Origin of the sequence: Maribellus sediminis (genome assembly GCF_011799805.1) — a bacterium.
GTDB classification, from domain to species: domain Bacteria; phylum Bacteroidota; class Bacteroidia; order Bacteroidales; family Prolixibacteraceae; genus Draconibacterium; species Draconibacterium sediminis_A.
The window spans coordinates 61,532-82,072 of sequence record NZ_WXUB01000004.1; the positions used below are offsets into that span (position 1 = coordinate 61,532).

Below are 20,541 nucleotides of genomic sequence, written 5' to 3' on the forward strand. Positions count from 1 at the left end.
GAAATGCGAACTTTCTCCTCCTTGTAAAGGAGGAGTACCCTGATGTAGCTTTGCGAAATCAGGGGGAGGTGGTTGAATAAATAATCTCCACTCCACTGCCCCTCGTTTGCAACGAGGGGCGTATAGTTTGTCGATTGCATCGACAAGAATTATTTCCATGAAGTAAAGAATTCTTTCAGAAGATTGATGTGTTTCTAATTGTCGTTACAAACGAGGGGTAGTAATGATAGCACTTATTCGTTTTGGTTCTTTTTTAACAGTTCATTCGCCACCTTAAATCCAATACCTACGAAGATGATGATAATTCCAAATGTCAGGTATTCCCATTCGCCTATGAAATTCATCGACGGCATACCACTGTGGCCCCGGCTGGCCTGAGACAGTAAAACCTGAAAAATATTGGCGATTATAAATCCAAAACCGGAGATAAAGAATACTTTGTTTAAGATGATCAGTAAATCGGAAATGTCGTCTTTTTTTGTGGTGACTTCTGTATTAATGAATTTGTCGCGCAGAAAATTCATTACCATTACAAGCAGGTAAACAGCTACAATAACAAAAACCAGTTTCATAAAAATTGCTGTAAAGCCCCCTAAAAAGTCGGCATTCAGATTAAAAGATTGTTTTTGGTCCATTTGATAGTTTTTAAAGATGTATGATTTTAAGTGTTTTTCTTAATGATTTTCCGGTTGTCGGTTGTTTCAACCGAAGCACCGCTTATAAACCGGTGCTTACTGGGGCTACAAACATTGATGTTTAGCACTTCCCCGGCCGTTACTTATCCAAAATGTGGTATAAAATTATTCTTATTCTCGATAATTAAAATTATTGTTAGTTAAAATGTTATTTGTTCAGGGTTATGTTCCCGATTTTGTACCGATTGTTTCCGTCGTTATTGTCGTAGGGTAATTCATAAATTGGTGTGCCATCACGTGAGCCAATGGAAATAAACACTTGAAAATCTCCTGTCTGAATAGTTCTTGAAAACTCCCGGTCCGCGTCTTTAAAAACTGGGGCAATTGTAAACATTGAAGCGATGGTTTTTGATTTGCTCTTTCCCGGTTCTCCCGTTTCCAGTTCCTTGAAATCAAATTCATCATTCACCAAAACTGCAACAATTCCTTCCTTGCCGTCTTTAATGGTAAGGCACAAAAATCCTCCTTTGTAACAAGGTGCTACACCCGCATTTTTCCATTCCGATTTAAATTCAAATGCTTCTCCAGCTTTTACCTCTTCCGGCCACGATGCTTCAACGAGTTGAAGACGATAACCCATTCTGAGGTTTATTTTGTCTATCACATCTTTGTTCTCATTTAAAAGAATTCTCGGCCACCAATGAATAGACATGTAACTCGCATGATAGTCTTCCACCGATTTTAAAAACAAATCTTTATCCCACGAGCCGCGTTTTATTGCATTACCGTAGTGTTCGTGCTCTAAAATAACGGGTAATGTTGGCCAAAACTGTTGCGCCATTTCCGAATGATACCAGTTTCGTGGGGCCGGCTGAACCATAATACTGTCATCGCGCAGGGTAACCCCTTTGGAAAAAGCATAATCCGAAATGGGGAAGTGATCTCCCGGTTTGTCGTGGCCGGCAAAATCGTCGCTGATGCACAGCAATGTGTTTTTAAAATACTTTAGATAAACATCAATGTGCCATTTCTTAACTTCAAACGAATATTCTATTCCGCTCATAACCGTGTGACCTTCGCCCCACATGCCGAAATGCCCCACGTCAACAAAGTCAACATAGGATTTGTCGTCATAACGCTCAGCCATTGCTTTTACAAAGTTTTCCACTTTTTCAAGAAATACCGGATCGTCGAATTTAGGTTCCCATGTCCCGTCTTTATTGTCGTTTAGGTCAATTCCTTCAGCACCCGCATCTTTCACCCATTTGGGGGTGGCATACCTCATCCAGCTTTCTTCGGCTGAAACCCTAAAAGCTACTCTTTTGCCTTTCGAGATCCAGCGCTGGGCCGGAGTGTCCAGTAATTCCCAGTTGAATTTTCCTTCTTCTGTTTCAATAAACGACCAGGGTACACGAAGGTAAACGGTGGAGAGCCCGGGGAAATCGTCCAGGGTATCCGAAGGTTCCAGCCTGGAACCGTAATTGGTAATAATGTTGGAATAGTAGTGCATGGTCCAACCCATATCCGGATTTATTAAGGCTTTGCCATTATCCTCAGGAACGACGGAAATAAGGCCGTTTTTATAAACAGCCGGAAATCCTGTAAATGATAACATGGATAATCCGGCAGTACTTACTCCTGTTCTCCTGATAAATGTTCTTCTATTCATGTTGTTTAATTACCTGCAAAGTGTGCGCTCTCGCTTTCTTCCTTTACCTGAAAATGCTTCATCGTTTAAATCTAAACAAGTTCCATTCATATACAACGGTTTATGTAAGTGGAGTGCGGATTTCGGAGAGCGTTCCTGTCCGAAGGACACGGAACTGCGAAACGGGAATCCGCAGTTGGCGTACCACCGAACCCCGCCCTGCAATATGTACTGTGTTAGCTGCTGCTCTTTTTTGTTTTTTATCATTTTAGCACTTTGTCTCCATATCTTTTAAGGTATATTTCTGAATTAGTCAACAGTTTTATTGCAGATAGAGTATGTCTGTGTTCATTTCCATATATCTCTGCATAAACTGAAATTGCTTTTTTTATATTGGGAATTGCGGATTTTGCATCACCTTTAAAAAAATATGCACCTCCGATATTGTAATAAGCACTACCAACACTTTGTTTTAGATTAAAAGATTGTGCGATTCTAAGTGATATAGTTGCATTATGAATACAACTGTCATATTCTTCGCTTCGAAGGTTAACATTAGATAGGTTCAGAAATGCCATACATTCTCCCTGTCTGTCGCCAATTTGCTTGGTTATGTTTATGCTTTCCTGGATGCATTGGATAGCTTTAGGATTATTTCCCTTTTGAGAATAAGCTACTCCGATACTACACAACATACTTCCCTCTGATTGCTTATCTCCAATTTCTTTTGCTAATATCAATCCTTGCTCTAATACTTTGATTGCTTCATCAGGTTGTTCCTTTTGCGTAAAAATAGAAGCTAAGTTTCCTAAGGAATTACAAAGGCTGCCGACATCTTCTTGGCCAGCAAGAAAGACAGCTCTATTGTATACTTTTATTGCAGAATCAAAATCTCCAAGGTTTCGATAGATGTTTCCTAATGCTTGCAATTGAGCAGTTTCTCCTTGCAAGAATTCAATATCTCGACAAGCTTTAGACGATTCTTCTAAACACCGTTTAGCATCTGTATATTTTCCAAGAGCGTTGAAAGCCATTCCAAGATTACCAAGTTGACTGTAAAAAAATAATTGGTTGTTTTCACTTTGTGCAATACTTAACCCTTGTTCCCATCTTTTTATCGCAATTTCATATTCCCCAATATCATAAAACAATCGAGCAGAAATTTGATTTTTTATACCCAAAGAATATTTAATAGCTTCTTCCAACCATGTGTCAATATTTAATTTCCATGATATGTTTGAAGATGAATATTCATAGTTATTTACCAATATTAAATCCCATAAGTTCTTAATTAATTTATCTGCATTCATATATAATCGTTGCCCGATAAATTTCTTAAATGGATTTTTATTTGATTTAATTGAAATATCTTCAACATAGGGCTCTGAATCCGAAACAACATGTTCTAAAAAGAAGATTTGACTCATATCATTGCTAATTGATTCAATTTGCGGTGAAATATCAAACAAGTCGGAACAGCTATAGCCTAATACGAGAATGCTTGGATTTACAGTATTTGAAAAGAATGATGAAACAACATTGTTTTTATTTTGAATGTTTGTTCCTTTAGCAACTAACTCCATGGTTATTGCCATCTTTTCTTTATCTGAAACACAGCCGTGGATTTTAATAATTTTTATAGTGTCACTTTCCCAATCTATTTTCTCAAATTCATTCTCTGATGAATATACCTGAAAGTTTACTCCTTTAATTAAACCTAAAATATTTAATGATTTTTCAATTAGAGTATCGAAGTTTGTAGTCAAGATTGTTTTTACTAACCCTTTTTGAATCAACCCTGCAATTAGTTTATGATTGATATTTGGACTTCCTTTTGCAAAAATGTCTAAGATTTTTTCAATGTTTACTTCATCAGCGAGAGTTTGAATGAAACTTTCAAAGGGGAGGTCTGAATTCAAGATTTTGTTTGAATCTGCATCTTCAACATCGAATGAATTTAGAACATATTTTATTAAGTCATTAACTAAAGGAAGTCCTGAATTATAAGAAATCCCAGCACCACAAAAAATTGCAGTCTCGCGTTTTTTAATCTTCTCGCTAATTTCTAAGATTAGTTCTTCAGTATTTTGTTTAAAATCTTTCAATTCATTATTAGTTGTACGGGTCTTTTTTAGAGTTGCAGCTAACGGTTGGTACATGTTGTCGGGGCGGATTTCGGAGAGCGTTCCTGTCCGAAGGACATGGAACTGCGAAACGAGAATCCGCAGTTGGCGTACCACCAAACCCCGCCCTGCAATATGTACTGTGTTAGCAAACGTTTTTTATTCAATGTCAAAGTAATGGAAATTAGGTTGCGTGTAATGAAATATTCCAGTTTCATAAAAGTAATTTGCCATTTGCAAAGCATTTCCTTGCGAATTCTTATCAACTCCAATTACCGTGTAACTATTTTTCTCTTCTTCTATCCACGTGTTAGTATTATTTACAAGTTCATATAATTCGTCAATATCTGAATCGTCATTAAGTTTGACAAGAAGTTCATTACCATAACTCATTAATTCGGTACAATTAAATCCTATACAAGCGACACCATCATATGTGTGCGTTGCAAAGGATACAATATTGTATGTCTGTAATTCATCAATTATTTCATCAATTTCAAAGCATGCTTTTGATGTTTCAAATTTTCTAATAATCAATTTGTAATTTGAATCAACTCTTTCAGAAATATTCTCATTTTTGAAATATGCTTGAGTATTTAGAAATTCATTAATTTCTTCGTCCGTGTTAGTTGTTTTAAATCCGATGAGTAAATAGTCATTTCTCAATGAACTATCGATGTAATATTTTTCCTCGAATGTGTAATAGAAGTGTTCTTGTTTACAAATCGCATTATCAAAACCTATGTCTTCATTATCCTTTTTACAAGAAAATAGAAGTGTAGTTGCGAAAATCATCAGAATTACGACTTTTTTCATGTGAATTAATTAAAGGTGTGTAACATAGATTATTAATCATTCTATTTGGTTGCGTATCTTCTTTTAAAATGTTTGCTAACGTATGTGGAACCCAAAACTTTGGGTTATTTCCTTATTATCACTTTGGGTTATACACCCAATTTGGGGGAATAAACCAGGTTTTCGGATTTTGCAGGGAGGGAGTATTTTTATTAGCAAAGGTTTGATTTTTAGTTTACCCCGAAGATAATCAGAAAATTGTTTGTTGGGCTGTTTAACAGTACATTTTTTTGGAGAGCTATATTTCGGTAGTGTTTGGGAGCATGGTTCACCACCCCGTCCCCGTCCGTCAGCTGACGGATCGGAGCCACCCCTCCTCGGGGAGGAGGGGAATTATTCCTGCTGCAGTTGTATTTTGTAATTCCCGGGAAATGAAAAATAAAACACCGCCCCAGAAGCTTGTTCCGGGACGGTGTTTGTGAGTGAATTAAAGTTTACAATCCTTTTGTATATGCTTTGATAGTATCTAATACGGGTTGATTTACACCGCGTTTTTTAAGATCGCTAACGAGTTCTTTTACCTCGTTTTTAGCTTCGGCTGTTTTACCCATACTAACCAGTAAATCGGTTCGCACTTTCCGTAAGTCGTGGTATTCGATGTTCTGGAAGGTCGAGGATTCGCTTTTCTGATAATTCAGCGATTTCTCGGTAAAACTTAAAGCTTCCGCCGGTTTGGCATCACTTGTTTTCACCATTTTCTTTGTTTTTTCATCAATCCGGTAGAACGGAGCGCTGAGATTCTTGGCCAGTACCAGTGAAACTTGTGCCCCAAGCGGACTTTTCTCATATTTATTTGCCACTTCTTCCAAAGTATCCATTGCCGATTTAAGGAACGGTGAAGCCGAACCGTTTAAATACAGGGCCATTCCGGTGCTGTTATTAAAAAAGTCCTGCGCTGTTTTCTCTTCTTCCCTCGAAAATGGCCGGCCGATGGTTATACGATGCAGGTTCGAAGGGATGAGCATGCTTCCGTCGCCCTGGTAAACCGCCCGGATAGCATATTCGCCCGGTTCGTTGAAATAAAATCCGTCGGAACCAAAGCTCAGAAATACATTCTGACTGTGGCGGTCGTTTCCTTCAAGGCTAACGGCCAGTGGCTGCAAAACCTTAAGCTCAGGTGTTGCTATTTTGCACAGCACAGGGGCGTACTGAAGGATCTTTCCGTCGGGCCGCTGAATATAGATGACAACGCCACCAAATTCGGGATGAAGTTGCGTGTCGAGATTCAAAGGCAGTTCGGATATGTTCTTTACCCGCAGTTCGATGGAAACGGGTTCCATAAACTGGTAATAACCTTTTGATTTAACGCTGAATTCAACAGGTGCATCGCCAATAATATTCGACATGGCATTACCCGGCTCTTCCATGTGCCCGCCTGAAGCCCACGGATCGGCACCCATGATCACCGAAGCCCGGTTTCCGTGCCGCATGTGGATCAGTTCCTCGTCGTCGAAACGCATCCTGAAATTGCCCCAGAACGTACCCGAACCGTTTCGGTTATCATACTTCCAGTCGTAATTCATCCACGAGAGCGCATCCGGACGGCTTTTATCCCACGAATGCAAAAAGTTAAAGGCATGTCCGATTTCATGAACATAGGTGTAGAGGTATTTTCGCATTGCGGCGGCCTGGGTTTGTGTGCTTGGATTTTGAACCAGGCTGTTAAACCACGAGTGATTTCTGAACACAGCACATCCCTGCCGGTCGGGAGCATCGCCCGCTCCGCCATAGGCAGCCGCTGCATCAAACATTATTCCGCCAACCGACGACGACTGGAAGGTTCCGGCCAGCAAACACCACATGTGCCATTTGGGCCAGGTACCGGCGTACTGACTGAAATATTGCTCCATGGCGTCGTGGAGTTCGGCCGGCGACCAGGTAGTAAACTGCGAGTCGCTGTCGTCGATAATTGAGTGACTCGGGTTGATGGTCATGTCGATCCCGGCTTCCTGGTAGCTTTCCTCGATAGTAAGCACGCGCTGTGGCAGATCCACCGGACGGTTGTTGTGATCGTCGGTGTCGTACTCGGGTAAGATTGGAGCTGTGTTCACTGAAGAACAGATATCGACTTCGAGTTTAACTTCGCGAAATGCATTCGATTTTTTCGTGCAGGAATACACCGAACTTGCAGATGAAAAAATGGAGGAAATTTTTACTGTAGCTGGTCCAATTGTTCCTCCCGACCATGGAATGACAATTTCTGCACTTGTAATGAGATGGAATCCAGTCCAGAATCGCAGGTTGCCCGTAATTTTCACTGAACAATTCGACCACTTCACGGTGGGATTATCGATAATCCAGGATTCTTTGTAAACGCGCCACTTGTATTTATAGGTTCCCCAGGTGTAATTGTACATCTGGTACAAGTCGCCGCTAACACGATTCATCACCGGAGAGTTCGCATGTCGTACGTCGATGTCGACCCTCAGATCGAGGAGGTATTTTCCTACATCAGGAGCTGTCATCTCTCCTTCGTAACGCCCGCTTACAGGCCCGAATCTTAAACATTGCCACCAGTCGGTTGGATACTTGAGAAGCTCTTTTTGCGGTACCAGCGTATAATCGGCTGCCGGATTGGTGAGTGCAGTTTGAAAGTCTTGATTTTTGGTTGGTTTTACTTTCCTACTCATAATTGCATTTTTTTGGATTAAAAATTTTGACTTACAGAATGAAGTCGCGGGAATAGATGACAAGGATAGAAAGCTATCGGAATGTCAAATTAATGTGTGCTATCTGAACAGCAAACAATGAGCGCATAGATCGTTTTTCAGAACTAACCTTGCGGTGTTATTTCTGTTTTATATGGTTTTAAAAAGTGAAAGAACGTTGTCACTCTATTTAGCGAGTGAAAGCATTAAAGAGACGTTTTACATTATTCCAATTAGGGTTTATAGTTTACATAAAGGATCGTATTAACCGTAACCAAACGGTTCTGCTGACCGGATATAGCTGATTGAATCACCTGCCAGGGAAATTCCAATGTAGGATTCCTCAGTGATATTCAGCTTAATTAATTTCGACAGATTCCTGTTCACAATCGTAATCTCGAGGTGTGCTTTTCCTTTTTCAACTTCAATATTTATTGAATCGGCCAGACCAGTTAATTTTGAAGTTGTAACAGCTTTTTTATTGAAAACTGTAAGCTCATTTACTGTGCAAAGAATGCTGTCCTTATCAAATCCGTCCTGGAAATCAATGCTTAGTGTAGTCATGTCAGTTTGAAAATTGTTGGTTGTATGCATTAATCGATGTTCTTCATAACCAATTGTTAAGAGGGGTAATAGTGTTAAAACAAGAACTTTCTGAAGAATGGTTTGTAGCGTCACGGTCATATTCCTGAGTTTCAGATTGATTTAACGATTGGCTCCGGGAAATGCTTATCATCTTTTGTAATAGGGTATAACAATTTACAAAATAACTGACTTAAACACAAGGAGGCAGAGAGAAGCGGGAGGAGGAAAAAAAGCGGGAAGCTGGAAGCACGGAGAATTTTTTGTTTTTCTCCCAACTTCCGACTTCTGACTCCTTGCTTGAAATAATAGTTTTATATCTTCAAAAATTGCCGAAATATGTGGTTTTAGTCCCCTTTAGGGGAAACAGGGGTAAAAAACCATAACATATTTTTCACATCCAATTTTTTATTGCTGCCAAAAAATACCTCATCTTCGCAGCAAATTTGAAAAAGCATGGCGACCGAGATAACCATTATCCGACACGGAGAAACCATTTGGAACGCGGAAAAACGCATACAGGGGCACAGTAACAGCCAATTGAGCGAAAACGGTATCATACAGGCAGGGCTGGTGGCTGAGGCACTGGCTAAACGCGAGTTCGATGTACTGATCAGCAGCGATTTGGAACGGGCTGCGCAAACCGCACGAATTATCAATGCAAAATTGCATTTGTCGCACGAATACAACTCGAATTTACGCGAACGCTCGTTTGGCAAAGTAGAAGGTTTGAACTTTGAGGAAATGAAGGCGCGTTACCCCGATGAATACAGCCGCTACAAAGCCCGCGATCCGAAATTTGCATTTCCCGGCGGCGAAAGCATCGAACAGCTTTTTAAGCGTGTAACCACCGAAATAGAAACCATTGCACGTAAATTTGAAAACAAGAAAGTACTGATTGTTGCGCATGGCCTCGTACTTGAAATGATGATGTACAAAACCTTCGGTTTAAAGCTGGATGATCCGCGGGTATTTTCAATCAATAATTCGTCCATCAGTTCGTTTTACATCGGCGACGACCACTGGTTTTTAAAAGAGTGGGGTGTAATTGAACACCTGGTTTCGCTGAATGTGTTGAATGAGTTGTAGGGAAATAGCTGCGAGCTTTGAGCTGCGAGCCACGAGTTTCCGAACTATCCCTCGTTTACAACGAGGGATAAATAATCTGTCGATTGCATCGACAAAATCTTCTTACAATTAGTATTAACTCTTTATCTATATTTTGATAATTGTCGTTGCAAACGACGAGTTACCGGCCCCACGTTACAAACGAGGGGCAGTGGGGGAAATAGCTTTTAGCTTCAAGCTATGAGCTAAGAGCTATGAGTTTCCGAACTATCCCTCGTTGTAAACGAGGGATAAATAATCTATCGATTGCATCGACAAAATCTTTTTAAAATTAGTAATTAACTCTTTATCTATATTTTGATAATTGTCGTTACAAACGACGAGTTACCGGCCATACGTTACAAACGAGGGGCCGCGGGGGAAATAGCTTTTAGCTTCAAGCTATGAGCTACGAGTTTCCGAACTATCCCTCGTTGTAAACGAGGGATAATTAATCTGTCGATTGCATCGACAAAATCTTCTTACAATAAAGTAATTAACTCTTTATCTATGTTTTGAAAATTGTCGTTACAAACGACGAGTTACCGGCCCCACGTTACAAACGGGGGGCAGTGGGGGAAATAGCTTTTAGCTTCAAGCTATGAGCTACGAGTTTCCGAACTATCCCTCGTTTACAACGAGGGATAAATAATCTGTCGATTGCATCGACAAAATCTGCTTACAATTAGTAATTAACTCTGCATCTAAATTTTGAAAATTGTCGTTACAAACGACGAGTTACCGGCCCCACGTTACAAACGAGGGGCAGCGGGGGAAATAGCTTTTAGCTTCAAGCTATGAGCTACGAGTTTCCGAACTATCCCTCGTTTACAACGAGGGATAAATAATCTGTCGATTGCATCGACAAAATCTGCTTGCAATTAGTAATTAACTCTGTATCTAAATTTTTAAAATTGTCGTTACAAACGACGAGTTACCGGCCCCACGTTACAAACGAGGGGCAGCAGGGAAATATTCGTGTCAAGGGTGTATTTAGGAATTCAAAAGATTACTGCCTCGAATGCAGCGCCACGCGATTGCCCTCCGTGTCGAGGATGAGGGCCATAAAACCGTATTCATCCGATATTTTGGTTTTGGGCTGCAACACTGTTCCGCCTGCCGCTTCAACACGGGCCAGTTCGTTAGCAAGGTCGCCGGAATGAGCAGTGAGGTAAATCAAAACACCATCGGCCGACGGCTTGTAGTATTCTTCGTGGTAAACCAGCGATCCGGGCGAACCCAGTCCGTCTTCCTGCCACGGGAACCAGGCCATATCAAGCGGCCCCATCTGGTTTCTTTGCATTTTCAAATCGAGAACGGTCTCGTAAAAATTCATGGCCCGCTCCATGTTATTTACCGGAATTTCAAACCAGCCAACTGCATTGTTTTTCATTTTTGTAAGTTTTTGGTGACTGAAAGCATAACACACTTTCGTTGAATAAGGTTCTCAAACACCAATGTAACTTCAGAGAGAATTCTGCGTCTTACAGGTGTTCGCATTTTTATTCAGCCTGATTAAATCGTTTGAATCATGATTAAGAACTTACTGAAACACAGTTTACGTGCCCTGAAAAAGCAGAAAGCTTATGTCGCTATCAACATATTTGGCCTTTCGGTGGGCATTGCCTGCAGTTTAATTATCGCACTGTTTATTCTTCACCAGTTGAGTTTCGATCAGTATAACCTGAACAAGGACCGGATCTACCGGCTGACGCTCGATGGTAAAATAGGGGAGCAGGAGATAAATTCTGCTTATACTGCTGCGATAATCGGGCCAACAATGGCTGTTGATTTTCCGGAGGTTGAAAAATTTTGTAGAATGAACACGTATGGCGAAACCATTGTAAAGGATGGCGACCGCGTATTTACGGTGAAGGATTTTGCCGAAATCGATTCATCGTTTTTAGAGCTCTTTTCGATCCCGTTGCTGAAAGGAAATGTGAAAACATTGCTGAACGAACCCAACACGATGGTTTTATCGGAATCGATGGCTCAGATTATTTTTGGCGACCAGGATCCCGTTGATAAAATGTTGCGCGTGAATACCCGACAGGAACCGTACCGGATTACCGGAGTGATGGCCGATTTTCCGGAAGAGTCGCATTTTAACGCCGACATCCTGACTTCGTTTGTAACCAACCAGCGGGCAAACGATCAGGAATGGCTGAATAACAGCTTTTCAACTTATCTGTTGTTAAAACCCAACACATCGCCTGATGCTTTGGAAGCTAAATTTCCGGGAATGGTTGAAAAGTATATCGGACCGCGGGTCCAGGAATTGTTTGGAATTTCGATCAGCGATTTTATCAGCCAGGGAAACAGGTACAATTTTCACCTGCAACCGCTTACAAAAATTCATCTCGATCCGTCGGTTGAAAGTGAAGTGAAACCCGCTACCGATCCTAAATACCTGATTATTTTCGGAAGTATCGCCATACTGATCATCGTAATTGCCTCCATCAATTTTATGAACCTGTCGACGGCACAGGCCACCAAACGCGCCAAAGAAATCGGGATCAAAAAAGTAAGTGGTTCATCAAAAGGCATGTTGATCACACAATTCCTGAGCGACTCGGTGCTGATCTCGTTCATCGCTCTAATTCTTGCAGTGCTCATGGTTTTTCTTGCTTTGCCTTTCTTCAATAACCTGCTCGATACAAAAGTCAGCTTCCATCTCTTTAGCAATTTTTACACGCTGCCTTTGCTGATTCTTTTTGCCATTGTTGTTGGTATTCTGGCGGGTACTTATCCCGCTTTTTACCTTTCGTCGTTTAATCCAACAACGGTATTAAAAGGAAAGATAAGGGATGGGGTGAAAAACGGAAAACTCAGAAGCATCCTGGTTTCGGTTCAGTTTCTGATTTCGATTGTGCTGATTATTGGAACCATCATTATGTACCGCCAGCTTACTTTTATGCTGAACAAAGACCTTGGTTTTGACAAAGACCGTTTGCTGGTAATTGAACAGGCCGGTTCGATAGGAGACCAAGTAAATACCTTTAAAGAAGAGGTGTTGAAACTGCCGGAAGTGGAGAGTGTTTCAGCCTCAACTGCTGTGCCCGGACACAACAATAACAACAACGGTTACATGCTCGAAGGCCGCGACGGGGAGACTTTTCTGTTGCAAACTGCCTGGGTAGATTATGATTTTCTGAAAACTTACAATATCAAAGTTACCGACGGACGTTTCTTCGACCGCTCTTACGGTTCCGACCAGCAGGCTTGTTTTGTGAACCAAAAAACAATCGAAGAATTTGGTATCGAAGATTTTAGCCAGACCCGGTTTATTACAATGGATGACGCGGAAGACAGGGTACATATGCCAATTGTAGGGGTTTGCAGCGACTTTCATTTTCAATCGCTGCACAGCCGGATTAATCCGTACATGATGCGTTTTAAACAGAACAATTACTGGGGCTATGTAACTGTGAAATTTAATTCGGGAGCTTCGGCACAATCGGTTACTCAAATCGAAAATATCTGGAAACGTTTTGCCTCCAATAATCCCTTGCAGTACTTTTTTATGAGCGATGATTTCGGGCACATGTACAAGGCCGAGCAACAAAATGCAAAACTGGCAGTGGTGTTTGCTATTCTGGGAATTTTTATCGCGGCGCTAGGATTGTTTGGACTTACTTCGTTCACCATCGAGCAACGTACCAAGGAAGTGGGCGTTCGGAAGGCACTTGGCGCTACGGGGATCAACATTTTTTACATCATTTCGAAAGAAATAATCATTTTGGTTTGCGTAGCGACTCTGATTGCCTGGCCGCTTATATTCTTTATTGCCAGAAACTGGCTGCACAATTATTACTACCGGATTCATTTGCAGGTATTCGAATTTTTTATCGGATTTGTAATTGCCATTATGATTGCACTGCTGACCATAAGTTACAAAACGCTGAAGTCCTTACGGATCAACCCTGCGAACACGCTGCGGTACGAATAGGGAAGCTTTAGTTGTCATTCTTGTGATTGATCCTTTCTGTTGATTTTCAGCCCTATTAAACGGTAAAGTCTGTTTATAGATTTTTTTGAAACAACAGATAAGCACTGAAAGTGCGTCGTATTTTAGCCCGGGGCAAAGTAATTCAACGAATTACGGCGCCCCGGGTTGAAATAACACGATCTACGTCGTCCGGCGAAGGAAGCCGATCGAAGCTCAACGGATGTTCCGGACGATAATGAAACAGCACTTCAAATATTCAAAATGTATTTAATATTGTAATGACTGTAAGTGTTTGTGGAGTAAGACGGTAATACATCTAAAAAAATTATATGTTGCGATAATTCTATCGTTCCGACATCATATCTTCAGCTGAATAGCTTAAATTTACAGTTCAACATGAACACGTGAAAAGCTGATTTTGGGCTTCTTCGCATCATAAATGCTAATTCTGTACCGATGAAGAAACTTCTATTTGCTTTAATTTTGCTAGGCATTCTGGCAGCCTGTGGTGATAAAAAGGAATACCTGTTTAATGGAAAAGATCTCGATAACTGGGTGATTTATCCCGAAGATAATTCAATTCAGCCTGAAGATTTCTTTTATGTGAAAGACGGAATGATTGAAACGCCGGGCGTGCCGCTGGGTTACGCAAGAACCAAAAAGGAATATAGCAATTACAAATTGCATGTGGAGTGGCGCTATCCCGAAGAACCGGTAAACAGCGGCATTATGCTGCATGTAAACACTCCGGATATGATTTGGATAAGTCATTACCAGGGGCAGCTGAAATACCAGAATGCAGGTGATTTTATTGTACACGGCGTTGGACAAAGTGCGACTTTGAACGATACGGTTTATACCTCAACGGCGAACGATAAACCGCTGATCGCGAAAATGCACCCGACCAATGAAACACCCGCCGGCGAATGGAACAGTTACGACATTGTTTGCAATGGAACTACCATAGAATTGTATGTAAACGGTTTGCTGCAGAATGTAGCCACCGATTGTTCAACAACAAAAGGTGGTATCGGTTTACAGGCTGAAGGTTCAAAAATACAGTTCCGCAATTTTTATATTGAGCCTTTGTAGTTTTACTTGATTTAACGTTGGGGAATAATGAGCTGATTTAGCCTCAAAACCGCGACAATTTTTATAGTTTTGCGAAATTTTTTATTCGAAGGTTATGGCAAAAATAATGAATGAAGTTTCAAGAACGTTTAGCGAATACTTGATTATTCCTGGTTTAACAACTAAAGAACACATTCCTGATCGTGTTAATTTAGAGACACCTCTGGTGAAGTTCAAAAAAGGCGAACAGTCAAAAATTTCCTTAAATGTACCTTTTGTTTCGGCTATCATGCAGTCGGTTTCCGATGACGGACTGGCCATTGCACTGGCAAAAGAAGGCGGACTTTCATTCATTTACGGCTCGCAAACCATAGAGTCGCAGGCTAAAATGGTTAGCAAAGTAAAAAACCACAAAGCCGGATTTGTTGAAAGCCGTGCCAATTTAACACCCGACAGTACCTTGCAGGATATTTTAATTCTGAAATCGAGAACCGGTTTTTCAACCGTTGGGGTAACCGACGATGGCACTTCGTCAGGTGTCCTTCTGGGAATTGTTACCAGCCGCGATTACCGTGCCAGCAAAGACAGCCTCGATAAAAAAGTAAGTGAGTTTATGACGCCAGCAGAAGATTTGATCACTGCACCTAACGGCGTTTCGCTTACAGAAGCCAATGATATTATCTGGGAACATAAATTGAACCAGCTTCCGATTGTGGATGAAGACAACCGCTTAAAATATTTTGTATTCCGTAAGGACTACGACAGTCATAAAAAGAATCCGAACGAACTGCTCGATCAGCATAAACGACTTGTTGTTGGCGCCGGTATCAATACCCGCGATTACAAAGAACGTGTTCCGGCACTGGTTGAAGCCGGTGTTGATGTGCTGTGTATCGACTCGTCGGATGGTTTCTCGGAATGGCAGCAGGAAACACTCGATTACATCAAAAACGAATACAAGGGCGAGGTACTGATTGGTGCCGGTAACGTTGTGGATAAAGAGGGATTTTTGTACCTGGCAAAAGCAGGTGCCGATTTTATTAAAGTTGGTGTTGGCGGCGGATCGATCTGTATCACCCGCGAACAAAAAGGTATCGGCCGCGGACAGGCTACCGCACTGATTGAAGTGGCCAAAGCCCGCGACGAATATTTTGCCGAAACCGGCGAGTACATTCCAATTTGTTCCGACGGTGGAATTGTTCAGGATTATCACATGACACTGGCACTGGCTATGGGCGCCGATTTCCTGATGATGGGACGTTATTTTGCCCGTTTCGATGAAAGCCCTACGCGTAAACTGCTGGTTAACGGAAACTATGTAAAAGAATACTGGGGCGAAGGTTCGAACCGTGCCCGTAACTGGCAACGTTACGACATGGGCGGAAGCAGTGCGCTTAAATTCGAGGAGGGTGTTGACAGCTACGTACCGTATGCCGGAAAACTTAAAGAGAACCTCGATACTACGCTGGGTAAGATAAAATCGACCATGTGCAGTTGCGGCGTAAGTTCCCTGCCCGAATTGCAGGAAGATGCACGCATCACCCTGGTTTCTTCAACCAGTATTATTGAAGGTGGCGCGCATGATGTGATTGTGAAGGACACGAGTAACTAAGGACAAAAAGATTGCTTCACTGCGTTCGCAATGACAATTTTAAGATAGTTAGGTTAGAGAGGGCCTGGCGGCAAAGCCGCCAGGCCCTCTCTATAACTGATAAGCCACAAATTTCCACTCATTGCGAACCCGAGAATTCGGGAGAAGCAATCTCTTTTTACTATCAACTGAAGTAATTTTTATCCCCCGGGAATGAATTTTTATTCCATCAACCAGCCATTTAATACCACTTGCTGATGCGGATTAATCCTTATGGATTTGCCAACTCATAATCTGCTCACGCAGTTTTCAATCGCTGATTTTGGGTTTTTGTCCGGCATAAGCGAGGCAGATGTCGCAGGATCATCAATCGAAAGGGGTATTCATAAAGCCGGTATTTGAATGCTGAGCGCTTGGAATGAACTGACATAGAAAAGCAGCATTTGCAAGGCCATGCATGTTCGGTTTGTTTTTGTGGCTACCTCTTAGCGTGAATACCGGAAATGATGAATGTTAAAGTTAGCAAATTGTCGCATTTTGTTCTGCGAATGGTTTTTATTGTGGGTTGAGCTTAGTAAATTTAATGCTTCCTGAACTTCGTTTGCGCTCGCGTTTCGAAATCAAAAATCGATGCTCATGAATGTAATTTTAAGCGTTGGACTACTAATATTTACAGGTTATATTTTGGGTGAGCTGGCCGAAAAAATCCGCTTGCCAAAAATATCGGGTTACATCATCGCCGGAATTCTGCTTAATCCCGATTTATTGGGTATAATGTCAGATGATTTTGTTGAACACACTGATCCGCTGCTCTCCATTTCTTTATCGTTTATCACTTTTTCAATAGGGGGGTCACTTTCGGCGAAAAAGTTAAAAGCTACAGGAAGAACACTTGTAGCACTAACGCTTCTGGAATCATTATTTGCTTTTTTTAGTGTATTTGTCTTCTTGTTTCTTATACTGCGGTTTTTTATTCCGCTCTTCGATGCTGTCTCCGTGAGTTTGGCTGTTAGTCTTGTTTTGGCCTCGCTGGCGGCACCAACCGATCCGTCGGCAACAATTGCGGTAATTCACGAATACAAAGCAAAAGGTGAAGTGAGTTCGACCATGCTCGAGATTGCCGCCTTCGACGATCTGGTAGGAATAGTCATCTACACGCTGGTTACGGCTTTTGCAGCCTATTTTTTAGGAACGAGTAATGTGGAAATTGGCCACGTATTCGCTGACCTGGGAAGAAATATTGGCGGGGCTTTGCTGGTAGGAGCCATGGTAGGAATGATGTTTACCTACATCATCAGGTTTTTTTCAAAACAGCAGGAGGGAACCTTAATTGTTTTGATCTTTGGCCTGATTGCTTTAAGCTACGGTATCTCTGAGTACTTTGGTTTCGAATCGCTGCTTTCAACAATGGCGTTGGGAGCCGTTGTAGTGAACACAAATCCGGTGGCCGACAAAATATTTAAACTCATTGAGCGCTATACCGATGAACTCATATTTGTGATCTTTTTTACGCTGTCCGGCCTGCATTTGCAACTTGCATCCATATCGGGAAGTTTCTTGCTGATTGTGATTTACATTATCACCCGAGCTTTGGGTAAATTTGCAGGAATTTATGCCGGTTCCTTATTTTTTAAGCTTAGTCCGAATATAAAGAAATACACCGCCGGTGGCTTGATCCCACAGGGCGGTATTGTTATCGGGCTGGCTTTGTTACTTACGAACGATCCGGCTTTTAAAAACACAGGCCCGATGATTATGGGTATTGTTATCGGAGCAGCACTGATTCACGAAATTATTGGCCCGATCGCTTCCCGTTTTTCGCTCAAAAAAGCAGGGGAGATTGAGTAGGATGATTGACGATATTAATTGCAAAAAATGGGGATCCGGTTTTTAGTCGAATCCCCACTTTTATTTTTGCTAAGTCAAATTTCTAATTTTCTTCGTTGGTCATCGAATACGGATAACTTTCTGCTCCGGTGCCTCTTTCTTTGTTTGGCTTAGCCGACATTGTGAATGAAACTTCACCGCCGTTTTGAATGGTGGCGTGTTTCAGGTAGTTCTTGTTGTAAGACGCTCCATTCAACGAAACGGCATCAACATAAACGTTCTCTTTTGAATTGTTGGCGGCATCGATCACAAATTCATTTCCGTTTTCAAGCGTTACAGTTACCTTATTGAAAAGCGGTGATCCCAGCACATATTCATCAGTTCCGGGGCAAACCGGGTAAAAGCCCATAGCGCTGAAAACGTACCAGGCCGAAGTTTGTCCATTGTCCTCGTCGCCGCAATAACCGTCGGGCGCATATGAATAGAGTTTATCCAGAACCTCGCGAACATGGTATTGTGCTTTCCATGGTTTGTCGGTGTAATTGTACAGGTAGATCATGTGCTGGATGGGCTGGTTACCGTGAGCGTAATTGCCCATTCCTGCAATCTGCATCTCACGGATCTCGTGGATGGTACCGCCGTAATACGAATCGTCGAAAATTGGAGGCACGACAAATACCGAGTCGAGCATGGCCACAAAACCGTCATTGCCACCCATCAGTTGTTTCAGGCCTTCAATGTCCTGGAAAACGCTCCAGGTATAGTGCCAGCTGTTTCCTTCGGTAAAGGCATCGCCCCATTTGTACGGGCTGAAAGGCGACTGGAACGTTCCATCTTCATTCTTACCCCGCATCAGTTTGTTTTCAGGATCGAAAACATTGTGGTAATTACGCGCCCGTTTCTTAAACAGGTCGATCTCTTCCTGCGGACGGCCGAGTTCCTGAGCCAGTTTCCAGATGCAGTAATCGGCATAAGCATATTCAAGTGTGCGAGCCGTGTTTTCGCGTATGCCAACATCGTATGGAATGTATCCTAATTCATTGTAATAATCGGCACCGAAACGACCTACCGAGGTGATGTTCTCCATCCAGTTTTCGGTGTTTTTCAGAATGGCTTCGTACAAGGTTTCAATGTCGTAGCCGCGGATACCTTTTAAGTAACTGTCGGCGATCAGCGATGCAGAGTTCGAGCCGATCATACAACCGCGGTGACCCGGGCTGGCCCACTCGGGCAACCAGCCACTTTCCTTGTAGGTGTTTGCCAGTCCTTCCATAATTTGTGAATTGAGCTCGGGATACATCAAGGTAAAGAAGGGGAAAACGGCACGGAAGGTATCCCAGAAACCGTTGTCGGTATACATATAACCGGGCAGTACTTCGCCGTTGTATGGACTATAATGTACGAGTTGATTATCCTTGTCGTATTCGTAAAAACTACGCGGGAAAAGCAAAACACGGTAAAGTGCCGAGTAAAAAGTTTTTCGGAGCTCTTCGGTTCCGCCTTCAACCTTAATTCTCGAAAGTTCTTTTTCCCAAACTGCAGCGCCTTCTGTTTTGATAGCCTCAAACGACTTATCTCCGATTTCGCGGTTCAGGTTTAGTTCAGCCTGTTCCTGACTAATAAATGAAGAAGCAATTTTAGCATTTACCTGCTCGCCTTTTTTCGTTTTGAAACCAATAACTGCCCCGGTATGAAAACCTTTGGCTTCGTCGGCATCCTGCAGATCGTCTTCTTTCCAGGTTTTGGTAATTTCAAAATCCTTATCGAAAATGGCGACAAAATAATTTTTGAAATTGGCAGGAACACCGCCATGATTGTTCTGGCAATAACCTATGATTTTTCGTTCTTCAGGAATGATCTTCACCATCGATCCGCCGTTGAAAGCATCCAGTACAATGTACGACGATTCGTTTTCGGGAAAGGTAAAACGAAAGGCAACAGCGCGCTCCGTTGGTGTAAATTCTGTTGTTACATCGTAATCGGCCAGATAAACCTTGTAATAGTGTGGTTTGGCAACTTCGGCCTTGTGCGAGAACCACGATGCGCGCTCATCTTCTTTCCATTTTAGTTCGCCGGTTACAGGCAATAATGAAAAGGCCGCGTAATCGTTGATCCATGGGCTGGGCTGGTGCGTTTGTTTAAAGCCTCGGATTTTATAATCGTCGTAGGTGTAACCCCAACCGTCACCCATTTTGCGGGTTTGCGGTGTCCAGAAATTCATTCCCCAGGGCCGGGCAATTGCCGGATAGGTATTTCCGTTGGAGAGTTTGAATTCTGAGTCGGTGCCCATCAGCGGGTTAACAAGGTCAACCAGTTTATCAGACTCATAAGAAGTTGTTTGTTGAGTTTCGCTTACTGTACAACTAAAAAAGAGTGTCAGTAGCATTAGAAATAATGTAATTCTCATTGCAATAACTTTGTCGGTTTAAGTATTGCAACAAAAATAGCATTTCTGAATTATTTGTTTGGTGGTTTACCGCTTTTTACGAAAAGATATGTTGTATC

Annotated in this window: 13 protein-coding genes; 5 read left to right on the forward strand and 8 right to left on the reverse strand. The window is 42.0% G+C overall.

Going from position 1 to position 20,541, the window contains the following annotated elements; all coding sequences use genetic code 11:
* Positions 1-233: 233 nt before the first annotated feature.
* The 6 genes from HFD85_RS15300 to HFD85_RS15325 form a co-directional block, all read right to left on the reverse strand.
* Positions 234-635 (reverse strand): hypothetical protein, encoded by a 402-nt coding sequence (locus HFD85_RS15300; RefSeq protein ID WP_167611741.1) that lies wholly within the window; start codon positions 633-635, stop codon positions 234-236.
* Between the two features lie 208 nt (positions 636-843).
* Positions 844-2,304 (reverse strand): DUF4832 domain-containing protein, encoded by a 1,461-nt coding sequence (locus HFD85_RS15305; RefSeq protein WP_167611744.1) that lies wholly within the window; start codon positions 2,302-2,304, stop codon positions 844-846.
* A gap of 242 nt (positions 2,305-2,546) precedes the next feature.
* Positions 2,547-4,442, reverse strand: a complete 1,896-nt coding sequence (locus HFD85_RS15310; RefSeq protein WP_167611747.1) for a tetratricopeptide repeat protein — start codon at positions 4,440-4,442, stop codon at positions 2,547-2,549.
* A gap of 123 nt (positions 4,443-4,565) precedes the next feature.
* Positions 4,566-5,222, reverse strand: a complete 657-nt coding sequence (locus HFD85_RS15315; RefSeq protein ID WP_167611749.1) for a hypothetical protein — start codon at positions 5,220-5,222, stop codon at positions 4,566-4,568.
* A gap of 473 nt (positions 5,223-5,695) precedes the next feature.
* Complete coding sequence (locus tag HFD85_RS15320; protein ID WP_167611751.1) at positions 5,696-7,891, reverse strand: zinc metalloprotease; 2,196 nt, start codon at positions 7,889-7,891, stop codon at positions 5,696-5,698.
* 282 nt (positions 7,892-8,173) lie between these two features.
* On the reverse strand, positions 8,174-8,593 hold the full coding sequence (locus HFD85_RS15325; RefSeq protein ID WP_167611753.1) for a hypothetical protein: 420 nt from the start codon (positions 8,591-8,593) through the stop codon (positions 8,174-8,176).
* Between the two features lie 354 nt (positions 8,594-8,947).
* Between HFD85_RS15325 and HFD85_RS15330 the strand changes: the two genes are divergently transcribed.
* Complete coding sequence (locus HFD85_RS15330) at positions 8,948-9,580, forward strand: histidine phosphatase family protein (protein ID WP_167611755.1); 633 nt, start codon at positions 8,948-8,950, stop codon at positions 9,578-9,580.
* A 1,027-nt stretch (positions 9,581-10,607) separates the two neighbouring features.
* On the opposite strand, the gene HFD85_RS15335 is transcribed toward HFD85_RS15330, so the two are convergent.
* Positions 10,608-10,991, reverse strand: coding sequence for a VOC family protein (locus tag HFD85_RS15335; RefSeq protein ID WP_167611756.1), 384 nt, complete (start codon positions 10,989-10,991; stop codon positions 10,608-10,610).
* A 138-nt stretch (positions 10,992-11,129) separates the two neighbouring features.
* On the opposite strand from HFD85_RS15335, the gene HFD85_RS15340 reads away from it, so the two are divergent.
* The 4 genes from HFD85_RS15340 to HFD85_RS15355 all read left to right on the forward strand — a co-directional run bounded on the left by HFD85_RS15340 (position 11,130) and on the right by HFD85_RS15355 (position 18,057).
* A complete protein-coding gene (locus HFD85_RS15340) occupies positions 11,130-13,547 on the forward strand; it encodes an ABC transporter permease (protein ID WP_167611758.1) in 2,418 nt (805 codons plus the stop codon).
* Positions 13,548-14,003: 456 nt separating this feature from the next.
* On the forward strand, positions 14,004-14,639 hold the full coding sequence (locus HFD85_RS15345; RefSeq protein ID WP_167611760.1) for a 3-keto-disaccharide hydrolase: 636 nt from the start codon (positions 14,004-14,006) through the stop codon (positions 14,637-14,639).
* 94 nt (positions 14,640-14,733) lie between these two features.
* Complete coding sequence (locus tag HFD85_RS15350) at positions 14,734-16,230, forward strand: IMP dehydrogenase (RefSeq protein ID WP_167611763.1); 1,497 nt, start codon at positions 14,734-14,736, stop codon at positions 16,228-16,230.
* Positions 16,231-16,845: 615 nt separating this feature from the next.
* Positions 16,846-18,057: a cation:proton antiporter gene (locus HFD85_RS15355; RefSeq protein ID WP_167611766.1), complete on the forward strand. Its 1,212-nt coding sequence runs from the start codon at positions 16,846-16,848 to the stop codon at positions 18,055-18,057.
* A gap of 82 nt (positions 18,058-18,139) precedes the next feature.
* Here the strand turns inward: HFD85_RS15355 and HFD85_RS15360 are convergent, their stop codons facing one another.
* On the reverse strand, positions 18,140-20,443 hold the full coding sequence (locus tag HFD85_RS15360) for a GH92 family glycosyl hydrolase (protein WP_167611769.1): 2,304 nt from the start codon (positions 20,441-20,443) through the stop codon (positions 18,140-18,142).
* Between the last annotated feature and the right edge of the window lie 98 nt (positions 20,444-20,541).

Coding starts and splice junctions, on each gene's coding strand:
- HFD85_RS15300 (WP_167611741.1), bottom strand. CDS start 635: ATGGACCAAAAACAATCTTTTAATCTGAATGCCGACTTTTTAGGGGGC.
- HFD85_RS15305 (WP_167611744.1), bottom strand. CDS start 2,304: ATGAATAGAAGAACATTTATCAGGAGAACAGGAGTAAGTACTGCCGGA.
- HFD85_RS15310 (WP_167611747.1), bottom strand. CDS start 4,442: ATGTACCAACCGTTAGCTGCAACTCTAAAAAAGACCCGTACAACTAAT.
- HFD85_RS15315 (WP_167611749.1), bottom strand. CDS start 5,222: ATGAAAAAAGTCGTAATTCTGATGATTTTCGCAACTACACTTCTATTT.
- HFD85_RS15320 (WP_167611751.1), bottom strand. CDS start 7,891: ATGAGTAGGAAAGTAAAACCAACCAAAAATCAAGACTTTCAAACTGCA.
- HFD85_RS15325 (WP_167611753.1), bottom strand. CDS start 8,593: ATGACCGTGACGCTACAAACCATTCTTCAGAAAGTTCTTGTTTTAACA.
- HFD85_RS15330 (WP_167611755.1), top strand. CDS start 8,948: ATGGCGACCGAGATAACCATTATCCGACACGGAGAAACCATTTGGAAC.
- HFD85_RS15335 (WP_167611756.1), bottom strand. CDS start 10,991: ATGAAAAACAATGCAGTTGGCTGGTTTGAAATTCCGGTAAATAACATG.
- HFD85_RS15340 (WP_167611758.1), top strand. CDS start 11,130: ATGATTAAGAACTTACTGAAACACAGTTTACGTGCCCTGAAAAAGCAG.
- HFD85_RS15345 (WP_167611760.1), top strand. CDS start 14,004: ATGAAGAAACTTCTATTTGCTTTAATTTTGCTAGGCATTCTGGCAGCC.
- HFD85_RS15350 (WP_167611763.1), top strand. CDS start 14,734: ATGGCAAAAATAATGAATGAAGTTTCAAGAACGTTTAGCGAATACTTG.
- HFD85_RS15355 (WP_167611766.1), top strand. CDS start 16,846: ATGAATGTAATTTTAAGCGTTGGACTACTAATATTTACAGGTTATATT.
- HFD85_RS15360 (WP_167611769.1), bottom strand. CDS start 20,443: ATGAGAATTACATTATTTCTAATGCTACTGACACTCTTTTTTAGTTGT.